At 70.9% G+C, this 20,914-nt stretch carries 22 protein-coding genes and 1 tRNA gene; 10 read left to right on the plus strand and 13 right to left on the minus strand.

Annotation, left to right across the window (positions count from 1 at the left end; genetic code table 11):
* Nucleotides 1-257 precede the first annotated feature (257 nt).
* The 4 genes from sdhC to AB0A74_RS33740 are packed head-to-tail and all read left to right on the plus strand — an operon-like array spanning nt 258 to nt 3,649.
* Nucleotides 258-680: a succinate dehydrogenase, cytochrome b556 subunit gene (gene sdhC / locus AB0A74_RS33725; RefSeq protein ID WP_309112503.1), complete on the plus strand. Its 423-nt coding sequence runs from the start codon at nt 258-260 to the stop codon at nt 678-680.
* 1 nt (nt 681) lies between these two features.
* On the plus strand, nt 682-1,092 hold the full coding sequence (locus AB0A74_RS33730) for a succinate dehydrogenase hydrophobic membrane anchor subunit (RefSeq protein ID WP_343935493.1): 411 nt from the start codon (nt 682-684) through the stop codon (nt 1,090-1,092).
* 23 nt (nt 1,093-1,115) lie between these two features.
* The gene (gene sdhA, locus AB0A74_RS33735) at nt 1,116-2,867 is read left to right on the plus strand and encodes a succinate dehydrogenase flavoprotein subunit (RefSeq protein WP_343935492.1); all 1,752 of its coding nucleotides are present in this window, start codon (nt 1,116-1,118) and stop codon (nt 2,865-2,867) included.
* Nucleotides 2,867-3,649 carry a succinate dehydrogenase iron-sulfur subunit gene (locus AB0A74_RS33740; RefSeq protein WP_343935491.1) on the plus strand — a complete coding sequence of 261 codons (783 nt, stop codon included), beginning with the start codon at nt 2,867-2,869 and terminating at the stop codon, nt 3,647-3,649. The genes sdhA and AB0A74_RS33740 overlap by 1 nt, the downstream gene beginning before the upstream one ends.
* Nucleotides 3,650-3,713: 64 nt before the next feature.
* Here AB0A74_RS33740 and AB0A74_RS33745 read toward each other — a convergent pair whose 3' ends face one another.
* Nucleotides 3,714-4,862 (minus strand): D-alanyl-D-alanine carboxypeptidase family protein, encoded by a 1,149-nt coding sequence (locus AB0A74_RS33745; RefSeq protein WP_358255946.1) that lies wholly within the window; start codon nt 4,860-4,862, stop codon nt 3,714-3,716.
* Between the two features lie 198 nt (nt 4,863-5,060).
* On the opposite strand from AB0A74_RS33745, the gene AB0A74_RS33750 reads away from it, so the two are divergent.
* Entirely contained in the window at nt 5,061-5,294 is a 234-nt protein-coding gene (locus AB0A74_RS33750; protein ID WP_358255948.1) for a hypothetical protein, read from the plus strand.
* A 28-nt stretch (nt 5,295-5,322) separates the two neighbouring features.
* The gene (locus tag AB0A74_RS33755) at nt 5,323-5,670 is read left to right on the plus strand and encodes a hypothetical protein (protein ID WP_358255950.1); all 348 of its coding nucleotides are present in this window, start codon (nt 5,323-5,325) and stop codon (nt 5,668-5,670) included.
* On the opposite strand, the gene yhjD is transcribed toward AB0A74_RS33755, so the two are convergent.
* The 10 genes from yhjD to AB0A74_RS33805 all read right to left on the minus strand — a co-directional run bounded on the left by yhjD (nt 5,671) and on the right by AB0A74_RS33805 (nt 16,273).
* Nucleotides 5,671-6,669, minus strand: a complete 999-nt coding sequence (gene yhjD, locus AB0A74_RS33760) for an inner membrane protein YhjD (protein WP_358255952.1) — start codon at nt 6,667-6,669, stop codon at nt 5,671-5,673. It abuts the gene before it with no gap.
* Nucleotides 6,670-6,696: 27 nt separating this feature from the next.
* Nucleotides 6,697-7,734 (minus strand): tryptophan--tRNA ligase, encoded by a 1,038-nt coding sequence (gene trpS / locus AB0A74_RS33765; RefSeq protein ID WP_358255953.1) that lies wholly within the window; start codon nt 7,732-7,734, stop codon nt 6,697-6,699.
* Between the two features lie 545 nt (nt 7,735-8,279).
* Nucleotides 8,280-8,594, minus strand: coding sequence for a hypothetical protein (locus AB0A74_RS33770; protein WP_358255955.1), 315 nt, complete (start codon nt 8,592-8,594; stop codon nt 8,280-8,282).
* Nucleotides 8,595-8,756: 162 nt separating this feature from the next.
* Nucleotides 8,757-11,276 (minus strand): bifunctional FO biosynthesis protein CofGH, encoded by a 2,520-nt coding sequence (locus AB0A74_RS33775; RefSeq protein WP_358255957.1) that lies wholly within the window; start codon nt 11,274-11,276, stop codon nt 8,757-8,759.
* A gap of 86 nt (nt 11,277-11,362) precedes the next feature.
* Entirely contained in the window at nt 11,363-13,045 is a 1,683-nt protein-coding gene (locus tag AB0A74_RS33780) for a TIGR03767 family metallophosphoesterase (protein WP_358255959.1), read from the minus strand.
* Nucleotides 13,046-13,166: 121 nt separating this feature from the next.
* Nucleotides 13,167-13,442: a chorismate mutase gene (locus tag AB0A74_RS33785; RefSeq protein ID WP_358255961.1), complete on the minus strand. Its 276-nt coding sequence runs from the start codon at nt 13,440-13,442 to the stop codon at nt 13,167-13,169.
* Nucleotides 13,435-14,226, minus strand: coding sequence for an exodeoxyribonuclease III (locus AB0A74_RS33790; protein ID WP_358255963.1), 792 nt, complete (start codon nt 14,224-14,226; stop codon nt 13,435-13,437). The genes AB0A74_RS33785 and AB0A74_RS33790 overlap by 8 nt, the downstream gene beginning before the upstream one ends.
* 11 nt (nt 14,227-14,237) lie before the next feature.
* Nucleotides 14,238-14,459, minus strand: a complete 222-nt coding sequence (locus tag AB0A74_RS33795) for a hypothetical protein (protein WP_358255965.1) — start codon at nt 14,457-14,459, stop codon at nt 14,238-14,240.
* 8 nt (nt 14,460-14,467) lie between these two features.
* The gene (locus AB0A74_RS33800; RefSeq protein WP_358255966.1) at nt 14,468-14,779 is read right to left on the minus strand and encodes an SH3 domain-containing protein; all 312 of its coding nucleotides are present in this window, start codon (nt 14,777-14,779) and stop codon (nt 14,468-14,470) included.
* A gap of 273 nt (nt 14,780-15,052) precedes the next feature.
* Entirely contained in the window at nt 15,053-16,273 is a 1,221-nt protein-coding gene (locus AB0A74_RS33805) for an NADP-dependent isocitrate dehydrogenase (protein ID WP_358255968.1), read from the minus strand.
* 138 nt (nt 16,274-16,411) lie between these two features.
* Between AB0A74_RS33805 and AB0A74_RS33810 the strand changes: the two genes are divergently transcribed.
* Together AB0A74_RS33810 and AB0A74_RS33815 are read left to right on the plus strand one after the other, a co-directional pair.
* Nucleotides 16,412-17,218 (plus strand): metal-dependent hydrolase, encoded by an 807-nt coding sequence (locus AB0A74_RS33810; protein ID WP_358255969.1) that lies wholly within the window; start codon nt 16,412-16,414, stop codon nt 17,216-17,218.
* A 231-nt stretch (nt 17,219-17,449) separates the two neighbouring features.
* The gene (locus AB0A74_RS33815) at nt 17,450-17,929 is read left to right on the plus strand and encodes a hypothetical protein (RefSeq protein ID WP_358255971.1); all 480 of its coding nucleotides are present in this window, start codon (nt 17,450-17,452) and stop codon (nt 17,927-17,929) included.
* A gap of 45 nt (nt 17,930-17,974) precedes the next feature.
* Here the strand turns inward: AB0A74_RS33815 and AB0A74_RS33820 are convergent, their stop codons facing one another.
* Nucleotides 17,975-18,232 carry a Prokaryotic metallothionein gene (locus AB0A74_RS33820; RefSeq protein WP_343935472.1) on the minus strand — a complete coding sequence of 86 codons (258 nt, stop codon included), beginning with the start codon at nt 18,230-18,232 and terminating at the stop codon, nt 17,975-17,977.
* Nucleotides 18,233-18,319: 87 nt separating this feature from the next.
* Nucleotides 18,320-18,393 (minus strand) — tRNA-OTHER (locus tag AB0A74_RS33825).
* A 65-nt stretch (nt 18,394-18,458) separates the two neighbouring features.
* Between AB0A74_RS33825 and AB0A74_RS33830 the strand changes: the two genes are divergently transcribed.
* Both AB0A74_RS33830 and AB0A74_RS33835 read left to right on the plus strand, forming a co-directional pair.
* Complete coding sequence (locus AB0A74_RS33830) at nt 18,459-19,559, plus strand: DnaJ domain-containing protein (protein WP_358255973.1); 1,101 nt, start codon at nt 18,459-18,461, stop codon at nt 19,557-19,559.
* Between the two features lie 89 nt (nt 19,560-19,648).
* Nucleotides 19,649-20,827: an LLM class flavin-dependent oxidoreductase gene (locus AB0A74_RS33835; protein ID WP_358255975.1), complete on the plus strand. Its 1,179-nt coding sequence runs from the start codon at nt 19,649-19,651 to the stop codon at nt 20,825-20,827.
* The last annotated feature ends 87 nt before the right edge of the window (nt 20,828-20,914 follow it).

Below are 20,914 nucleotides of genomic sequence, written 5' to 3' on the forward strand. Positions count from 1 at the left end.
CCCCTACGCCTCCGGCAAAAAAATCCCTATTGTCTCTGTTCGGTCGGCCCCGGATCACTCGCCCGAGTGATCCGGACCGCACCGGCTCGCCCTATCCGGTGTGAAGTGAATGCATCAAGGGCGACCCATTTGTTCTGTCAGTCACAGACGGCGGCGGCCATTGGGTAGCCGGAACCGGGCGGGACTAGCATCCGGGGGTCAAGGTCCCTCCCAGTGCGGGGAGACCAGTCCACCACTGACGCTGGAGGCCGTTGCGCATGGCCGGCACCACCGCAACCGAGCGGTCGGGCACCTCCAAGGGAGGCGGCACGCTCTACCGTGGCGATCTGGGCATGTGGTCCTGGGTCGCCCACCGCATCACCGGTGTGTTGACGTTCTTCTTCCTGTTCGCGCACGTCCTGGACACCGCGCTGGTGCGCGTGTCGCCGGACGCGTACGACAAGGTCATCGAGACCTACAAGAACCCGATCGTCAACCTGTTCGAGGTCGGCCTCGTCGGGGCGGTGCTCTACCACGCGCTCAACGGCATCCGCGTGATGCTCGTCGACTTCTGGGAGAAGGGTCCCCGCTACCAGCGCCAGATGCTGTGGGCGATCCTCGGCCTCTGGGTGCTCGTGATGATCCCGGGCACCTACTTCATGCTGGTCCGCACGGTGTCCGAGATGTTCGGGGGTCACTGACATGAGCGAGCTGACCCTGGACAAGCCGCGCTCCCCGCGCCGCCCCGCGGCCCGCCGCAGCAACGGCGAGCTCTACAGCTGGCTGTTCATGCGCATCTCGGGCGTGGCGCTCGTGGTGCTGGTGCTCGGCCACCTGTTCATCATGAACGTCCTCGACGGCGGTGTGCACCGCATCAACTTCGGCTTCGTCGCCGGCCGCTGGGCCTCGCCGTTCTGGCAGTTCTGGGACCTGGCGATGCTGTGGCTGGCGCAGATCCACGGCGGCAACGGGCTGCGCACGGTCATCAACGACTACGCCCGCAAGGACGCGACCCGGTTCTGGCTCAAGGTGCTGCTCTACGTCTCGATGGTGCTGATCATCAGCCTCGGCACGTACGTGATCTTCACCTTCGACCCGAACATCACCGACTGACCCGCCGCGGGGAGTACCACGACATGCAGTTCCACAAGTACGACGTCGTGATCATCGGCGCCGGCGGCGCCGGGATGCGCGCCGCGATCGAGTCCGGTCAGCGCGCCCGCACGGCGGTGCTCACCAAGCTCTACCCCACCCGCTCCCACACGGGCGCCGCGCAGGGCGGCATGTGCGCCGCGCTGGCGAACGTGGAGGAGGACAACTGGGAGTGGCACACCTTCGACACGATCAAGGGCGGCGACTACCTGGTCGACCAGGACGCCGCCGAGATCATGGCGAAGGAGGCCATCGACGCGGTCCTCGACCTGGAGAAGATGGGCCTGCCGTTCAACCGGACGCCCGAGGGCAAGATCGACCAGCGGCGGTTCGGCGGCCACACCCGCAACCACGGCGAGGCGGCCGTGCGCCGGGCCTGCTACGCGGCCGACCGCACCGGCCACATGATCCTCCAGACGCTGTACCAGAACTGCGTCAAGCACGGCATCGAGTTCTTCAACGAGTTCTACGTGCTCGACATCTGCCTGACCGAGACCGAGGACGGCCCGGTCTGCACCGGCGCGGTGGCCTACGAGCTCGCGACCGGCGAGATCCACGTCTTCCACGCCAAGTCGGTCGTGTTCGCCACGGGCGGTTTCGGCAAGGTCTTCAAGACGACTTCCAACGCCCACACGCTGACCGGCGACGGCATGGGCATCGTCTTCCGCAAGGGCCTGCCCCTGGAGGACATGGAGTTCTACCAGTTCCACCCGACCGGTCTCGCGGGCCTGGGCATCCTGCTCACCGAGGGCGCCCGCGGCGAGGGCGCGATCCTGCGCAACGCGTCCGGCGAGCGGTTCATGGAGCGCTACGCCCCGACCATCAAGGACCTCGCGCCGCGCGACATCGTCGCCCGGTCGATGGCCCTGGAGGTCATCGAGGGTCGCGGCGCCGGCCCGAACAAGGACTACGTGCTGCTGGACTGCACGCACCTGGGCGCGGAGGTCCTGGAGACCAAGCTGCCCGACATCACCGAGTTCGCCCGCACCTACCTCGCGGTCGACCCGGTGAAGGAGCCGGTGCCGGTGTACCCGACCGCGCACTACGCGATGGGCGGCATCCCGACCAACGTCCACGGCGAGGTGCTGCGGGACAACGACCACATCGTCCCCGGCCTGTACGCGGCGGGCGAGTGCGCGTGCGTCTCGGTGCACGGCGCGAACCGCCTGGGCACCAACTCCCTGCTGGACATCAACGTGTTCGGCCGGCGCGCGGGCATCGCCGCCGCCGAGTACGCCAACAGCCACGAGCACGTGGACCTGCCGGAGAACCCCGCCAAGGTGGTCGAGGAGCAGGTCGCGCTGGTGCTGTCCGAGCACGGCCACGAGCGGGTCGCGGACATCCGCACCGAGCTCCAGGCCACGATGGACAAGAACGCCTCGGTGTACCGCACCGAGGACACGCTCAAGCAGGCGCTGCACGACGTGCAGGCGCTCAAGGAGCGGTACCAGCGGATCACGGTGCAGGACAAGGGCAAGCGGTTCAACACCGACCTGCTGGAGGCCGTCGAGCTGGGCTTCCTGCTGGAGCTGGCCGAGGTCCTGGTGGTCGGCGCGCTGGCGCGCAAGGAGTCCCGCGGCGGCCACGCCCGCGAGGACTACCCGAACCGCGACGACACGAACTTCATGCGCCACAGCATGTACTACAAGCAGGGTGAGGGCCTGACGGCGGACATCCGCCTGGACTACAAGCCCGTGACGTTCACCCGGTACCAGCCGATGGAGCGCAAGTACTGATGACCGCTACCGCTGAAGTGTCCACCGGCTCGCGCGGCTCCCAGCCCCCGGTGCCGGACGGCGCCATCACCGTCACCCTGAAGGTCCGCCGGTTCAACCCGGAGGTGGACGACGAGCCGCGCTGGGACTCCTTCGAGATCCCGGCCCTCCCGTCCGACCGCGTGCTGAACCTGCTGCACTACGTCAAGTGGTACCTGGACGGCACGCTGACGTTCCGCCGCTCCTGCGCCCACGGCATCTGCGGTTCGGACGCCATGCGCATCAACGGCGTGAACCGGCTGGCCTGCAAGGTGCTGCTGAAGGACCTCCTGGCCCCGAAGGGCAAGCAGACCACGATCACCATCGAGCCCATCAAGGGCCTGCCGGTGAACAAGGACCTGCTGGTCGACATGGAGCCGTTCTTCGAGGCGTTCAAGGCGGTCAAGCCGTACCTGATCACCTACGGCAACGAGCCGACCCGTGAGCGCATCCAGTCGGTGGCCGACCGCGAGCGCTTCGACGACACGACCAAGTGCATCCTGTGCGCCTGCTGCACCACGTCGTGTCCGGTCTACTGGACCGAGGGCTCGTACTTCGGCCCGGCCGCGATCGTCAACGCGCACCGGTTCATCTTCGACTCGCGTGACGAAGGCGCCGAGGAGCGCTTGGACATCCTGAACGACATCGACGGCGTGTGGCGCTGCCGGACGACGTTCAACTGCACCGACGCCTGCCCGCGTGGCATCCAGGTCACCAAGGCGATCCAGGAAGTCAAGCGCGCGCTGCTCTTCAAGCGCGTCTGAGACGGACAAGCGCGAAAGGGGCCGGACGCTTCCCGCGTCCGGCCCCTTTCGCGTCCTCCCCGGGTCAGCCCGAGGTCTGCGAGGCCTGCGCCGCCGCACGGGCGGCACGGGCCGCCTTCGCCCGGCGGTTGCGCAGGTAGAGCAGGAAGGCGAGCACCAGGCCCAGGCCCGCCACGGCCGTGATGGGCAGGCCGACGGTCCCGAAGGCCTTGTCCATCGCCGCGTCCTGCGTCTCCCGGGTCTCGGCGACCTGCCCCACCGCCGCGCTGGTCGGCGTCGGCTTGGGCTCGGTGGTCTTCTTCCTGGCCTGCGGCGCGCCGTCCACCAGGCGGCCCACCGAGGCGTCCTTGGGCAGCTCGAAGCCCCAGTCGAGCAGGCGCGCGGCCTGGTCGGTCATGCGCACGGGCGATTGCTGCCCGCGCAGCAGCACGACCACCAGCCGCCGACCGTCGCGCTCGGCCGCGCCGACGTAGGTGTGCTGGGCGTCGTCGGTGAACCCGGACTTCCCGCCCAGAGCGCCCTCGTACGAGGTGAGCAGCTTGTTGTCGTTGTAGACCGGCACGGTGCCGGCGCCGGTCCTGGCCGGGAAGTCGATCTTCTGCAGGACGACGGCCTTGGCGAAGTCCGGGTACTTCATGGCCGCGCGGAAGATCAGGGCGACGTCGTAGGCCGACGTGCTGGTGCCCGGCGCGTCCAGGCCCGACGGCGTGACCGCGCGGGTGTCCAGGGCCCCCAGCTCGGCCGCCAGCGCGTTCATCTTGCGGATGGCGCTGGGCAGGCCGCCCAGCCGCCTGGCCAGCGCGTGGGCGACGTCGTTGCCCGACGCCATGACCAGCGACTGCAGGAGCTGCTCGACGGTGTACTCGGCGCCGACCCGCAGGCCGACGCACGTGCACTCCTGGTCGACGTCCTCCTGGGTCGCGGCGACCGTGGCGTCCGGGGACAGCTCCTTGGCCACCACCATCGCCAGCAGCACCTTGATGACCGACGCGGGCCGTTGGCGGCCGTGCGGGTCGTAGGCGGCCAGGACGGCGCCGGAGTCCATGTCGGCCACCAGCCACGTCCTGGCGCTGATGTCGTCCGGGAGCTTCTGGGCGTTGGCGGGCAGCACCAGGCCGCACTCGCCCAACCGCTCGCCGCCCACCGGGTTCTCCGGCACCTCCAGCGGGCGTGGCGGTTGGGTGCCCGGGGGCACCTGTTCGGACGTGTCCACCGCAGGCGGCGGTGACACCCGGTTGTCGCACGGGGCCGGCTGGGCCTGCGCCGGGGACGCACCGAACACTGCGGTGGCCAACAGCGTGCAGGCAGCCAGGGCCGTGGCTACAGGCCGTCGTGTCGCGGGGGAACGCACCCGCTCAGGCTATCCACCCCGGTTGAGTGACGTGCACCCGCCACGTCCGATACTGCATCCGTGAAGCTCTCCCGCGGCATGTCGCTGTTCCTGGTGGCCTTCGGGGTGTGGTCCTGGGTGATCTGGCCGACCTTCCTGCGCAACATCTGGAAGGACCCCCGTTCGTGGGACGCCGGCCCGACCGCGTTCTTCACCGTGCACCTGGTGCTCGTCGTCGCGTCGCTCACGTTCGGCACGATCATCGGGGTGCTGGGCGTGCGCGGCCTGCGGGCCGCTCGCGCGCCCCGCAAGTAACCCACCACACACCCCTGGAGGCTCCGCCGTGGAGTTCGTGCGCCTGTTGCTGGTGTTCCTGCACCTGCTCGGCATGGCAATGCTCGTCGCGATGTTCTTCGTCCAGAACCGGGCGGGCGGGGACGCGCCGCTGAACAAGGGCTGGCTGCACGGTGTCGGTCTCCAGTTGGTCACCGGCGTGGCGCTGTACGCGCTCGCCCCGCTGACCGACGCGGACTACAACCACATGAAGCTGGGCATCAAGCTGGTGGTCCTGGTCGTGATCGGCGGCCTGGCCGCGGCGAACCTGAACAAGCCGAAGGCGCCGTCGTGGCTGCCGCGGACCCTGGTCGGCCTGGTCGTGGTGAACGTCGCGCTCGCGGTCTTCTGGACCTGATCAGCGCCTGCGGAACAGCAGCCCGGCCACCAGCCCCGCGCCGACCAGTCCGGCGGCGGCGCGGGCGCTGGGGGTCTTCGCGACCTCCACCACGGGCCGGATGACCGCGGGCGGCGGCGGCTGGGGCGGGTCCTTGAGCAGGTTCTCCCGGGCGGTCGCCGTCCAGGCCGTGATGAACAGCAGGAACTGGGCCACCAGGTTCGCGAACACCAGCACACCGATGATCGGGCCGAACGCGACGCCGGCGGGCGAGGACGTGACGGTGGTCAGGTAGATCGTCCCGACCTGCTTGAGCACCTCGAACCCGATGGCCGCGGCGGCGGCGCCCTTGAGCGCGCTGCGCCAGCCGACCGGCTTGCGCGGCAGCTTGGCCAGCACCCACAGGAAGACCAGCCAGTTCGCGGCCAGCGCGAGCACGATCGTGCCGACCTTGAGCAGCGCCTCGGCCCACCACACGCCGTCCAGGCCGACGAACTCCAGCACCAGCTCGGCGAACCCGCTGCCGGCCGCCGTGAGGCCGAACGACACGACGAGCGCGACGCCGAGGCTGAGCAGGGCGAGCAGGTCCATCAGGGCGGTCTTGAGGAACGGGAGGTCTTCCTTGGCGTGGCCCCACTGGGCGGTGAGGGCGTCGCGCAGGTTGCTCATCCAGCCGAGGCCGGAGTAGGCGGCGCCGAGCAGGCCGAACACGCCGACCGTGCCCTTGGACTCGACGGCCTGCTTGACCACGTCGTTGATGGTGTCGCCCAGCGCGCCGGGGACGTTCTCGGCGATGCTCCGCTTCAGCTCGTCCAGCAGCTCCGGCTGCGAGGACAGCACGAAACCGGCGATCGCGAAGCCGATCATGAGCATCGGCACCAGCGACAGCACGCTGAAGTACGTCACCGCGGCGGCGTAGTGCGCGCCGTACTGCTTGGAATAGCGTTCGCCGGCGCGGACCAGGTGATCGAGCCACGGGCGCTCGCGGCGCAGCCTGTCGAGCTTGGACTCTTCCGCCACGGTCTCAGACGCTAGGGGTTCGCGTGATCACGCGCCACTCGGCAGGAACCCCACCTTGTCGTAGGCGCGGGCGAGGGTCTTGCCGGCCACCTCGCGAGCCCGTTCGGCGCCCTTGGCGAGGACCTTGTCCAGCTCGGCCGGGTCGGCGAGGAAGGTGGCGACCTTCTCCTGCACCGGCGTGACGAACTCGGTGAACACCTCGCCGAGGTCCTTCTTCAGGTCCCCGTAGCCCTTGCCGTCGTAGTCGGCGACCAGGTCCTCGACGGTGCGGCCGGTGAGGGCGGAGTAGATGACCAGGAGGTTGCTGACGCCGGGCTTGTGCTCGGGGTCGTAGGTGATCTCCCGGCCGGTGTCGGTGACGGCCGACCGGATCTTCTTGGCGGACCGCTTGACGTCCTCCAGCAGCTCGACCACGCCGGTGGGCACGGACTTGCTCATCTTGGCCGTCGGGTCCTGGAGGTCGTAGATCTTGGCGGTGTCCTTGACGATGTACGCCTCGGGCAGCCGGAACGTCTTGCCGTAGCGCGTGTTGAACCGCTGCGCGAGGTCGCGGGTCAGTTCGAGGTGCTGCCGCTGGTCCTCGCCGACCGGGACGTGGTGGGCGTTGTAGAGCAGGATGTCCGCGGCCTGGAGGATCGGGTAGGTGAACAGGCCGACGCCGACCTGGGTCTCCTGGCGGGCGGACTTGTCCTTGAACTGCGTCATCCGGCTGGCCTCGCCGAACCCGGTGAGGCACTGGAGGACCCAGCCGAGCTGGGCGTGCTCCGGGACGTGGCTCTGGACGAACAGCGTGGCGCTGTCGGGGTCGATGCCGAGGGCGAGGAGCTGGGCGGCGGAGGTGCGCGTGTTCTGCCGGAGCACCTTGGGGTCCTGCTCGACGGTGATCGCGTGCAGGTCGACGACGCAGTAGAACGCGTCGTGCGTCTCCTGCAGGGCGACCCACTGCCGGATCGCGCCGAGGTAGTTGCCGAGGTGGAACGACCCGGCCGTCGGCTGGATGCCGGACAGGACGCGGGGGCGGCTCACCGGAGTGGCCTGGCTCTCAGCGGTGTTCGCAGCAGACACGCGCGGAATTCTCCCAGGCACCCCCGCCACCCCCAAACCCGGCCGGCCCACCCACCCGCACAACCGCCCCCCGCTCTGCGGGAACCCGCAGAGCAGCCGCTGCCCTGCCTTGCCCGCCCCTCCGCTGTGGCGGCGGCTCCGGGCTGTGGCGGCGGCTCCGGGGCTGCGGCGGCTCCGGCGGCCCCCGAGTGGCGGCTGGCGGTCCCTCGCGGCCGTTTCGGCGGCGGCGCGAGGTGAGCGCCGGCCCCGAGCGGTGCGGGCGGAGAGGCTGCGGGCGGACAGCAGCGGTTCGTGGCTGGTGCGGCGGCTTCGGCGGCGCTGGGGCCCCGGGGCGGCATCTTCGGCGGCCCTGGGTGGCAGCGGCGGCGGCCTTGGGCGGCGGCTTCGGCGGCCGTCGAGGGCGTCAGCGGCGGCGGCTCGGGGTGCGCGAGGCGTGGCCTCCGGCCCCCGAGTCGATCATCTCACGGGGGACCGACGAAACGGGCCGCGCGAGCCCCGCTGCGTGCCAGAGCCGGCGGCGGCCGAGAGCCGGCGGCGGGCCCGGGTCAGCTCTTCGCGGCGTCCAGGGCCGGGGTGGGGAGGGCGGTCGTCGGGAGGGTCACCGCGGGTTCGATCGGCTGCACCGGCTCGATGCGCGCGTTCGGGCCGGTCTCCGCGCGCTGCACCGCCGCGCGCCGGCGGCGGATCAGGCCCGTCACCAGGCCGACCACGCCGAACGCCACCGCCGCGACACCGACGGGCGCGTTCAACGACACCGGGGCCGCCGCGACCACGGTCGTGCCCGCCGTCGCCACACCCGTGGTGACCAGCGTCGACACCGTGCCCACGACCACACCCAGTGCTGCACTGCGACCGCGCACTGCCGAGCCTCCTCGCAACGCGTCACCCACCACGTACGGGTGAACCTTGTTGACGGACGGCCGCGAACCTACCGAAGCTGTGGAGCTCCGCGTGTTGAGTTCGGGTAAAACGCGACCGGACGGCAGACTAGCCAGCCGCGATCACCCGCTCGCCCCGGGGGGTTACCTCACGGCGTCCACTCGGCCATATGTCGTAGTCCGCTGCCTGGCCGAACGTCCTGCCAACGCCGCAGTCGCGTGCAGCTGTTCGACGGTACGGGACGACCCGTGCTCGGACCCCGCCATGCGGCTGATGGTCTCCTCCATCAACGTCCCGCCCAGGTCGTTGGCACCGCCGCGCAGCACCTCCGCGGTGCCCTCGTCGCCGAGCTTGACCCACGACACCTGCACGTTGTCGATCCGCCCGTGCAGCGCCAGCCGCGCGAACGCGTGCACCGCCCGGTTGTCCCGCCGGGTGGGCCCGGGGCGCGCGACGCCCGCCAGGTAGATCGGCGCGTTGCGGTGCACGAACGGCAGCCCGACGAACTCCGTCAGGCCACCGGTGCGGTCCTGCAGCGCGGCCAGGGTGCGGAAGTGGCCGAGCCAGTGGCCCGGGTGGTCGACGTGGCCGTACATCATCGTGGACGACGACCGGATGCCCACCTCGTGCGCGGTCGCGACGACCTCCAGCCACGTCGCCGCGGGCAGCTTGCCCTTGGTCAGCACCCACCGCACGTCGTCGTCGAGGATCTCGGCGGCGGTGCCCGGGATGGTGTCCAGGCCGGCGGCGGCCAGCTCGGTCAGCCACTCCTTCACGCTCACGCCCGCCTTCGCGGCGGCGGAGACGATCTCCATCGGGCTGAACGCGTGGACGTGCATCCCGGGCACCCGCGCCTTGATCGCCCGCACGACGTCCGCGTAGTACGTGACCGGCAGCTTCGGGTCGATGCCGCCCTGCATGCACACCTCGGTGGCGCCCGCGTCCCACGCCTCCCGCGCCCGGTCGACGACCTCGTCCACGCTGAGCCGGAACGCGTCGGCGTCCCGCTCCCGCTGGGCGAACGCGCAGAACCGGCACCCGACGTAGCAGACGTTGGAGAAGTTGATGTTCCGGTTCACCACGTAGGTGACGTCGTCGCCCACGACGTCGCGGCGCAGGTCGTCGGCCAGCCGCGCCATGGTCTCCAGCGCCTCGCCGTCGGCGGTCAGCAGCGCCATCGCCGCCGACGTGTCCTCCAGCAGCCGCGCCGGGTCGTCGGCGGCGAGCTTCAACGCCCGCGCGGTGTCCTCCGGGAGCCGTTCCACGGCCTTGGGGACGCTCAGCGACGACCAGTCGCCGTAGACGGAGTCGAAGTCGCCGCGCCGGTCGCCGGTGCGGCCCTCGGTGTCGATCGCCGTGTTGAGGTCCGCGCGCCCGTAGGTGTCGAGGCCGCCGTCGGGCTCCTGCCACTCCCGGCCCACGACCGGCGCGTCCGGGTCGGCCAGGCCGTCGGCCAGCGCCAGCGCCTGGACGTGCCCGGTCAGGCGGGTGTCGATCCACTGGCCGGCGGTCGCCCGCACGTACCGCGGGTAGACGGCCAGGCGCTCGCGCAGCGCGTAACCGGCGGCCTTCGTCTCCGCGTCGAGCACGTCGACGTGCGGCCACGGCCGTTCGGGGTTGACGTGGTCGGGCGTCACCGGGGACACGCCGCCCCAGTCGTCGATGCCCGCCCGCAGCATCAGGCCGAACTCGTCGCCCACCAGGTTCGGCGGGGCCTGGACGCTGGTCGAGGACGGCATGACCAGCCGCGCCACCGCGATCGTCGCGGCCAGTTCGCGCAGGTCGGCGTCGGGCATGCCGCGCATGGCCGTGTCGGGCTTGGCGCGGAAGTTCTGGATGATCACTTCCTGGATGTGCCCGTACTGCTTGGCCACCGCGCGCATGGCCAGCAGCGACTCGGCGCGCTCGGTGATCGTCTCGCCGATGCCGATCAGGATGCCGGTGGTGAACGGGACGTTCACCCGGCCCGCGTCGGTCAGCACCCGCAGGCGGACGGCGGGTTCCTTGTCCGGCGAGCCGTAGTGCGGGCCGCCCTTCTCCGACCACAGCCGCTCGGCCGTGGTCTCCAGCATCATGCCCATGCTGGCCGCGACCGGCCGCAGCCGCTGCAACTCCTCCCAGCTCAGCACGCCGGGGTTGAGGTGCGGCAGCAGGCCGGTCTCCTCCAACACGGCGATCGCCGACGCGCGCACGTAGTCCAGCGTCGAGGAGTAGCCGCGCGCCTCCAGCCACTCGCGCGCCTGCGGCCAGCGCTCCTCGGGCCGGTCGCCCAGCGTGAACAGGGCTTCCTTGCACCCCTGCGCGGCGGCGGCGCGGGCGATCTCCAGCACCTCGTCGCGCTCCAGGAACGCGGCGGGCAGCTTGTGCGGGACGGTCGCGAACGTGCAGTAGTGGCAGCGGTCGCGGCACAGCCGGGTCAGCGGGATGAACGCGTTGCGGCTGTAGGTCACCACCCCGGGCCGGCCCTCGGCGAGCAGGTGCGCGTCCCGCACCCGGCCCGCCGCGTCCAGCAGGGCGTCCAGGTCGTCACCACGGGCGTGCAGCAGCACGGACGCCTCGGTCACGTCCAGGACAGCGCCGTCGGCGGCCCGGCGCAGGGCGCGCCGCATGGCCGCCGCGCTCGGCTTGGGCTCGGGCGGGGTGATCGAGATGTCCACGGTCACGTCAACGACAGTAGGCCGCTCGTATTCCTCCTCTGACATCGAGTGATGTGCGGCACTGTGCCGACCCTTCCGGGCGCGCGGCGGAGTCAGCGCACGGGTGACCGGCCCGCCACCAGCAGTTCCGTGTTGCGGTCCGTCGCCGTTCCGACCGCGCCGGCGTTGGCGTGCGGGTCGTTCAAGGCGAATTCGCGGGCCAGGGACGCCAGGCCGGCCGCGCTCGTGTCGTCGTAGTCGGTCGCGTAAGGGGCGTCCGGTTCCACGAGCGTGGTGAACAGGGACAGGGTGCCGTCGCCGTTGTCGGCCAGTTCGATGATCCGGGCGTGCTGCGGGTGGTCCACGTGGGCGGCGGTGTTGATCTCCCAGAAGGCCCGGTCGCCGGCGCCGTGCGGGACGATGCGGTTCTCGTGGGTGTGGCCGTTGACCCAGGCGACGACGTTCGGGAAGCGCTTGAGCAGGGACACCAGCGCGTCGCCGGTCAGCCGCGGGTCGAGGGGGCGGCGGCGGTCGGGCAGGACGTTGCCCATGGTCCAGCTCGTGTGGTGGCTGAAGAGGATGAACAGCTCGTCGGTCACCGACTGGCGGTGTTGGGTGCCGAACGCGTCGTAGTAGCGGGAACTGCCGCGGCGCAACGTCTTCTCCAGCCACAGGTACTGGTGCAGGCCGATCGAGCCGTCCGCGAAGCCCGCCATCGTGGTGGTGTCCAGGCTGATGCCGGTGACGCCGGGCGCGATGCGGAACGTGTAGAAGACGTCGATGCCGTCGGCGTTGTCGTCGGTGAACCCGTGGCCGACGGGTCCCGGGCCGGTGTTGCGCGGGTCGAGGTGCGCGCGGACGAATTCCGCTGTGCTGAACGGTTTCCGGCGCGCGTCGGGGGTGACCGTGCGGACCAGGCCGGCGTTGGAGGCCAGGACGGTCGCGGCGTCGGCGGCGTGGGCGGGGTCGGTCATGGCGCGGGCGATGCGGGCGCTCTCGGCCTGCGCGAAGCCCATGACCTTGCGGTCGCCGGTGTAGAGGGCGTCGAGGAACGGGATGCCGTCCGGGAGCGAGCCGACGACGCTGTCGTCGTGGTTGCCGAACGTGCAGTACCACGGGATGCGCAGGCCGGGGCTGTCGAACGGGCGGATGGCGGCGTCGAGCAGGTGCGGCAGGCGCGGGAAGCCCCTGGCCTGGTAGTCGTCGCCGGGTCCGGCCGGGTTCCAGTAGGCGCGGACGCCCGAGTTCTGCACGCCTTCGTAGCGGGCGGGGTCGCCGGTGTTGGCGGTGATCCGGCCGCCGTTGAGGACGGTCAGGAACCAGTCCAGCTCGACCTGTTCGTGGTTGTCGGTGTTGTCGCCAGTGGTCATCACGAAGTCGATCGGGCGGCCGGTGAACGGGCCGGTCCGGATGGTGTCGACCTTGCGGACCAGGGCCGCGCTGGTGTGCTGGGCGAGGGTCTCGTGCGCCCGGAACGCGCCCGCGCCGAGCAGCGGGTGGGTGTACTCGAAGCGGGCGGGGCTCTGGGTGTCCACCATGTGCATGTCGGTGAACTGGACGAAGCACGCGAGCGGCGTGCGGCGGTCCTGGCGGGCGGGGTCGGGCGGGGCGAGGTCCGGGCGGACGACCAGCGGCCAGCCGGGCCCGGCGGCGAGCCTGCGGTACCCGGTGCCGGTGGCGGTGGCCGCGACGTCCAGCGTCGTGCCGGTCGTGGCGGCCCCAGCGGGGGCGCCGCTCCACAGCAGCGTCGCGCCCGCGAACCCGGTGGCCTGGAGGAAACGCCGTCGGTTGATCATCCGCCCGCCCCTTCGCCCGTCGAGGAGTGAAAGAGTTTCACGATTTGCGGGGCGCGGTCACCAACCCCGGGTGAAGTGGGGCCGAACGAGCGAAGACGATCGTCGGGTGGATCGGTGCGGCTCAGCGCCGGTGCTCGGCCAGCTCCAGTTCGATGAACGCCCCGATCATGGCCCGCCACACGGCCTCGGCCACCTCGGGCGACAACCCGGCGTCCGCCGCCTTCGCCCGCACCTTGGCGATCACCTGCGCGACCCGGTCCGGCGCCCGCACGGCGTCCTCGTCCTTCTTGAAAGCGGCAGCCGCCTCGACCAGCCCCTGCCGCTCCGCGAGCAACCGCACCAACTGCGCGTCGATCGCGTCGATCCCGGCCCGCACCTCGTCCAACGACTCAGGCATAGGTCACCGTCACCGGCGCGTGGTCCGACCAGCGCTCGGCGTAGGTCGCCGCCCGCTCGACCACAGCGGACGTGGCCGTGGCCGCGAGGCCCTCCGTCGCCACCTGGTAGTCGATCCGCCAGCCGGAGTCGTTGTCGAAGGCCTTGCCGCGGTAGGACCACCACGAGTACGGGCCGGCCACGTCCGGGTGCAGGGACCGCACCACGTCCACGTAACCGGACGAGAAGACGTCGCTCAGCCACGCCCGTTCCGACGGCAGGAAGCCCGACGACTTCTGGTTGGTCTTCCACGCCTTCAGGTCGGCCTCGCGGTGGGCGATGTTCCAGTCGCCGCACACCACGACCTCGCGCCCGTCGGCCGCCGCCTTCTCGCGCAGCTCCACCAGGTACGGCAGGAACGCGGCCATGAACCGCTCCTTCTCGTCCTGCCGGGGCGTGCCGACGTCGCCGCTGGGCAGGTACAGGCTGCCGACGACGACGTCCGCCAGCTCGACCTCGACGTACCGGCCCGAGTGCTCGAACTCCGCCGCGCCGAACCCGATCCGCACCGCCTGCGGCGCCTCACGCGTCAGGACGGCGACGCCGTTGCGGCCCTTGAGCTCCGAGTGGGCGTGGGCGGTGTGCCAGCCCTCCGGGGCGCGCACCTCGTCGGCCAGCTGGCCGGGTTCGGCACGGACCTCCTGGATGCACACGACGTCCGCCGCGGTCGCGGCGAGCCACTCCAGGTAGCCCTTCTTGGCGGCGGCGCGCAGGCCGTTGACGTTCACGGTGGAGACGGTCAGCACGGGGCAGGAGCCTAATCGCGACCGGCGACGGCCCACCCGTGCGGGTACACCGCGCCGCACCGGGCGCACGTCGCGACCAGGCCCAGGAACAGCACCATCGGGCTGCTGCCCTCGGGCGAGGGGACGCCGCGCACCTCGTGGCCGTCGAGCTCGGCGCGCAACTCGGGCCACTCGGGCTCGCAGGCGCACATCGTGACCTCGTTGCGCCGGGACGTCCGCCATCGGAAGAACATGGGCCCATCTAAGCGCAATTGCTGTCCGAGGTCGGCGTCACGAACTGGTCGTTGACCCACCGGCCGTCGGAGAGCAGGCGGAACCCGTTCTGGACGGTGCGTTCGGCCTTCACCACGGCGTCGCGCTGGACGGTGGCCACGATGGGCTGGGTGTCCGCCGGGCCGGAGCGGACGTTGAGGATGTCCGCGGTGACGGTCACCCTGCACTCCCGGGTCAACTGCTCGGGGCCGAGCTGCTTGCCGCCGTTGGCCACGTACATCAGCCCGGCCGCACCCAGGACCCCGATCACGATCATGCCGCGCAACGGAATACCCAACATCGCCCACGCCTCCCCGCACACTGCGCCTGAAGTGCAGATATAGCGCGACCGGGGCCGTTGCTGAACGCCTGCGAACCGAATCCACCCGGCAGGGGAACCGAACGAGTGACCCGGTCACGCCCCGGTCACCCGGTTCCGGCGGCGGGCCGGCGGGCCGTGTCCGCGGCACCTCGCCACGGCGGACAGGGCCTGCACGAGCAACTCGACCCGCCGGCCCCGGAACGCGCGAGGGGGACCGCCCGGAAGCGGTCCCCCTCGTTCGGCCGATCGGGCTCAGCCGGCCATGCGCTTCTGCAGGTTCTCGTCCAGGGTGCCGAGGAAGTCCTCGGTGGTCAGCCACTCCTGGTCCGGGCCCACCAGCAGGGCCAGGTCCTTGGTCATCTTGCCGCTCTCGACGGTCTCGATGATGACCTTCTCCAGGGTCTCGGCGAAGCCGGTGACCTCGGGGGTGCCGTCCAGCTTGCCGCGGTGCTTCAGGCCACCGGTCCACGCGTAGATCGACGCGATCGGGTTGGTGGAGGTCGGCTTGCCGGCCTGGTGCTGGCGGTAGTGGCGGGTGACCGTGCCGTGCGCCGCCTCGGCCTCGACGGTCTTGCCGTCCGGCGTCATCAGCACCGAGGTCATCAGGCCCAGCGAGCCGAAGCCCTGCGCCACGGTGTCGGACTGCACGTCACCGTCGTAGTTCTTGCACGCCCAGACGTAGCCGCCCTCCCACTTGAGCGCGGCGGCGACCATGTCGTCGATCAGCCGGTGCTCGTAGGTCAGGCCGGCGGCCTCGAACTGCGTCTTGAACTCGGTGTCGAACACGTGCTGGAAGATGTCCTTGAAGGCGCCGTCGTACGCCTTGAGGATCGTGTTCTTCGTCGACATGTAGACCGGGTAGTTGCGCTGCAACCCGTAGGAGAACGAGGCGCGCGCGAAGTCCTCGATCGACTTGTTGAAGTTGTACATGCCCAGCGCCACACCGCCGTCCGGGCCGTAGTTGGCCACGACGTGCTGGATCGGCTCGGAGCCGTCCTCCGGCGTGAACGTGATGGTCAGCTCGCCCGCGCCCGGCACCTTGAAGTTGGTGGCCTTGTACTGGTCGCCGTGGGCGTGGCGGCCGATGATGATCGGCTTGGTCCAGCCCGGCACCAGCCGCGGGATGTTGCTGATGATGATCGGCTCGCGGAAGACGACGCCGCCGAGGATGTTGCGGATCGTGCCGTTGGGCGAGACCCACATCTTCTTCAGGCCGAACTCCTCGACCCGCGCCTCGTCCGGCGTGATCGTGGCGCACTTGACGCCGACGCCGTGCTTCTTGATGGCGTGGGCGGCGTCGATCGTGACCTGGTCCTCGGTGTCGTCCCGGTGCTGGATGCCCAGGTCGTAGTACTCAAGGTTGACGTCCAGGTACGGGTGGATCAGCTTGTCCTTGATGAACTGCCAGATGATCCGGGTCATCTCGTCGCCGTCGAGTTCGACGACGGTTCCCTGAACCTTGATCTTGCCCATACTCAGGGCGCTCCTCTCGCGACAGTGCAAGCAAGACAAGCGTACTGCTATGTCCGGCTGCTTGTGTCCCACCACGGCTTAAATGGGAACGGGGTCACAATGCCTTAGCCTCCTGGACACGATCTTGGAGGGGGCACCATGTCGACCGGACCCACGCACGCCATGAGCGGCTTACTGGCTTGGGCGGCGGTGACCGCGCTCGCCGACAACCATCCCATCGGTCAGCTCAGCCCGCAGAGCTGGGCCGTCGGCGCCGTGCTGGCCACCGGTGCGGCGCTGCTGCCCGACCTCGACCACCCGTCCTCGACCATATCGCGCACGTTCGGGCCGGTCAGCGCGGGTGCGTCGGCGGCGATCAACACCGTCAGCTCGTGGGTCTACCGGGCCACGCGCACCCGCAAGGACTCCAACCGGGACGGCGGGCACCGGGGCCTCACGCACACGCTGGTGTTCGCGCTGGCCGCCGCCGTGGGCACGACCGCCGTGGTCCAGCAATCGCAGAAGTGGGCGCTGCCCGCGTTGATGTTCGTGTTCGCCGGCCTGGCCGTGCGCGGGATCATGAACGACTGGTGCCCGCAGAAGGACGCGCTGCTCATCACGGTCGTGTCCGGCGTGATCACGGTCGTCTGCGTGGCGTGGACGTCCCAGACGCCGGCCAGCGCGGCGGCGTGCGGGGTGGCGGTCGGCATCGGGTGCGTCGCGCACTACCTGGGCGACGCGATCACCGAGCAGGGCTGCCCGATCCTGTGGCCGATCCCGCTGGCCGGCAAGACGTGGTTCCCGGTCGCGCCGCCGAAGGTCATGCGCATGCAGACCGGCGGGACGGTCGAGATGGCCATCGTCGGGCCGTTGATCACGCTGCTGTCGGTGTGGCTGTCGGCGGCGGCGCTGCAGTCCGCCGGCGCGCTGCCGTTCCTGGACGGGTTCGACCTGCTGCCGCTCTAGATTTCGGGTCCCGGCCACCCGCCGGCTACCCGAGCATCACCCGATCGGACTAGCCTGCACCGCGTGCACAGGGTCCAGCCGAGCACCGCCGCGCCGGCGCACAGCCCGGCCGCGTTCCCGGAACCGCAGGTCGGGGCCTCGCGCCGGGCCCGGGACTTCCGGAACGGGCAGGACCCGTTCTACCTTCGGCTCCGCACAACGGCCGGCGACACCGATTCTCGTGGACGTGCGATGACGACTTGGCTGGGTCTGGACGCGGGTCACGACGACCCGGCCACCGCGGACGCGACGGCGGTGTCGCTGTACGAGTCCCTGCTGTTCCACGCGCAGTTGGTGTGCGTGCACGCGGTGGGCGACCACCACGCGATGTCGTTCCGACTGACCGACGTGCCATCGGAGAACACCGTGTCCACGCTGATCGAGCGGGGTTACGGCGTGGCCGTGCACAACGGCGACCTCCAGCGCCTGGCCGGCCCCGAGCCCCTGGCGCGTGGCGCGCTGCGGGCGGCGTTGGCCCACCGGGACCGGCGCGAGGGCCGTGCCCTGCGGTTTCCCGGCCAGCGGTCGTTGCGCGGGCGTTACGGGGTGTCGGACATCCTGGCGTTCAGCGCGATCGAGGAGGTCCTGCCGCACGGCATCAAGAGCGTTGACGCGCGGGGCGACCTCCAGCCGGCTTTCGTCAACGGCCGGCTGGTGCTCCACCTGCGTTGACCCGCGGCAGGCGCCCGGCTCGCAGCCGCCACCCGGCCCGCCGGGTCAGCCCGGGTGTGCGCCCACGGTGTCGCGGATCTGGTCGCCCAGGCTCTCGGAGCTGCGGGCGCAGTGGGCGCAGCAGAAGAAGCGGCCCTCCACCTCCACGCCGTGTCCGAGGATCCGGCAGTCGCAGTGCTCGCAGCGCGGCGCGAGGCGCTGGATGGCGCACTCGAAGCTGTCGAACGTGTGCACACCGCCGCCGACGGTGCGCACCTCGAACGCCATCCAGTAGTCGTTGCCGCAGACGTCGCAAGTCGCCATGGCCGCAGCCTGCTCCGCCCCCGCGCACCCGGCAACTCGAACGCCCCGCACGGGTGTTGCCCTTGCCGGGCAAGACATCCACCCCAGCGGACCAGGCCGGATTCGAACCGGCGTCCTCCCGCACCGAGGTGAGGGCGCGTCAACCACTGCGCTACAGGTCCCAGCGAGCCCCCCAACCCTAACCGTGACCGCACCCGGACTGACAGTGCCGCTAAGGTCTGCCCTCGTGCGCGGGGTCGACTACTACGAACTCCTCGGGGTGGGTCGCAACGCGTCCCAGGCGGAGATCAAGACCGCCTACCGGTCGCTGGCCAAGGTCATGCACCCCGACGCGGGCGGCTCCTCGGTGACCTTCCGCATGCTCCAGGAGGCCTACGACACCCTGCGCGACCCGGCCCGACGCCGCGACTACGACCGCGGCTGGACGTTCGCCCGGCCCGGCACGCGCCCCACGGCGACCCGGCCGCCGCGCACCGGCCGCGTCGGGCGGTTGCGCAACTTCGGGGAGGATCCCGACTTCGTACCCCCGAAGCCCGCCGTGGACCTGGGCGGCGTCGCGTGGTGGCACCTGGTCGACACGACCCAGCGGGTCCGGTACGCGCCGGTCGCCGGTCCGGGGCACGCGCCGGCGCTGGCCGCGCTGTGCGGGTGGTTCTTCCTGCTGCTGCCCGTCTTCGCCCTGGACTTCTCGCCGTTGACGCTGGGCCTGTGGCTGCTGGTCGTCGCGGCGGCGGCGGTGGCGGCGTTCCGGCTGGTCAAGCGGTACATCGCGGCGGTGCGGGCGGACCGCGACTTCGCCGCGGCGGTGGACACGGACGTCGTCCACGGCACCACCGACGACCGGCCGTGCGAGCGGATCACCGCCGACCTGCTCAGCCGGTACCTGACCCGCCTGCCGGGCGCGCGGATCTTCCACGGCCTGGCGTGGCCGGACTCGGTGTTCGCCGACGTGGACCACGCCGTGCTGTGCGGGCGGCGGCTGGTGCTGATCGAGTCCAAGGCGTGGCTGCCCGGCCACTACACCGCCGAGGACGACGGGACGCTGTGGCGCAACGGCCACCCGTTCCGCGGCGGCGGGACGCGCCTGGCGCGCAGCCTCGCGCTGTACCGGAAGTTGTTGCCGTGGCTGGACATCCGCACGGTGCTGCTGGTGTACCCGAGCCGGGCGGGCGAGGTGACGGCGGACGACGTGGACGTGCCCGTGCCGCCGATGACGCCCGCGCAATTCGTGGAGGAGATCGGCGACTGGCTGGCCGAGGAGCCCGCCACGGTGGACCGGGAGGCGTACCGGGTGCTGCTCGGCCGGGTCGTGCCGGTCGTGCGCTGATCAGCCGTTTGGCCGCTGCCTCCCGGGGGTGCGCGCGGGCTACCGTCGCGCGGACCACGCCGCCGCCCCGGTCCCGAGGAGCCCCGCCGATGAAGATCGACGTCTTCAACGAGATCCAGGACCCCAGACCGTGGCGGACCGGCCACCAGGCGGCCCGCATCGGTGAGGCGCTGGAACAGGCGAAACTGGCCGACGAGCTGGGCTACGGCTGTTGGTGGCAGGTGGAGCACCACGGCGCCGAGGAGTTCAGCCTGTCGTCGGCGCCGGAGCTGGTGCTCGCGGCCCTGTCGCAGCAGACGTCCCGCATCCGCCTGGGCCACGCGGCGGTCCTGGCGCCCGCCCGGTTCAACCACCCCATCCGGGTGGCGGAGCGCGCCGCCATGCTCGACGTCCTCAGCGGCGGCCGGCTGGAACTGGGCCTGACCCGTTCGACCACGCCCGAGTGGCGCTTGTTCGGCATCGACCCGGCCGACGTGCGCCGCCAGACGCAGCAGGCGTTCGAGATGGTGCCGAAGATGTGGACGTCCGAGCGCTTCTCGCACTCCAGCGAGGACTTCGAGATCCACGACGTGCCGATCGTGCCGAAGCCGCTGCAACAGCCCCACCCGCCGCTGTGGCAGGCCGCCGCCTCCCCCGCGTCCTTCGAGGAGGCGGGCCGCCGGGGCGTCGGCGTCCTGGGCACCACCATCTGGGAGTCGGTGGAACGGGTCCGCCGCATGGTCGCCCTGTACCGGGCGGCGGCGGAGGCGTGCACCGATCCGGTCGGGGCGTACGTCAACAACCAGGTCGCCTTCTTCACCTTCGTCCACTGCGCGGAAACCGACGAACAGGCGATCCGCAACGGCGCGGTGGCCGCCGCCGCTTGGTACACCGTGCAGGCCCTGACGTTCTTCGAAGCGGCAGCCGCATTCGTGGAAACGGTGGAACACCAGAAACGCCTCATGGAAGACCCGTCCGGTGGCGGCCTGACCGGCGATTTCCTGCGAGCGGAAGCAGCGGCCTTCACCGGCCCGAACCGCGCCCAGTTGGTGATCGGCCGGATCCTGCAGGGCGAAGAGGTCCCGGACGAGGAGATCTTCGAGGCCCTGAACGAGCAGGACTCCCTGATCGTGGGCAGCCCGGAAACCTGCCGCAAGAAGCTGCGCACCTACGCGGACCTGGGCATCGACCGCCTGATGGCGTTCCACCAGGTAGGCGGCCTGTCACACGAGTCGGTCATGACCAGCCTCCGCCTGATCGGCAACCTCATCCCGGAGTTCGACCGCTGACCGCGTTGGCCGGAAACGCTCGATCGGGCGGCAGGAACGCGGGTCAACGATGCGCTGGTCTTCGTCGGCCGGGCCTGACCAGGACCC

It is taken from the genome of Saccharothrix sp. NPDC042600 (assembly GCF_040647305.1).
Classification (GTDB): Bacteria; Actinomycetota; Actinomycetes; order Mycobacteriales; family Pseudonocardiaceae; genus Actinosynnema; species Actinosynnema mutabilis.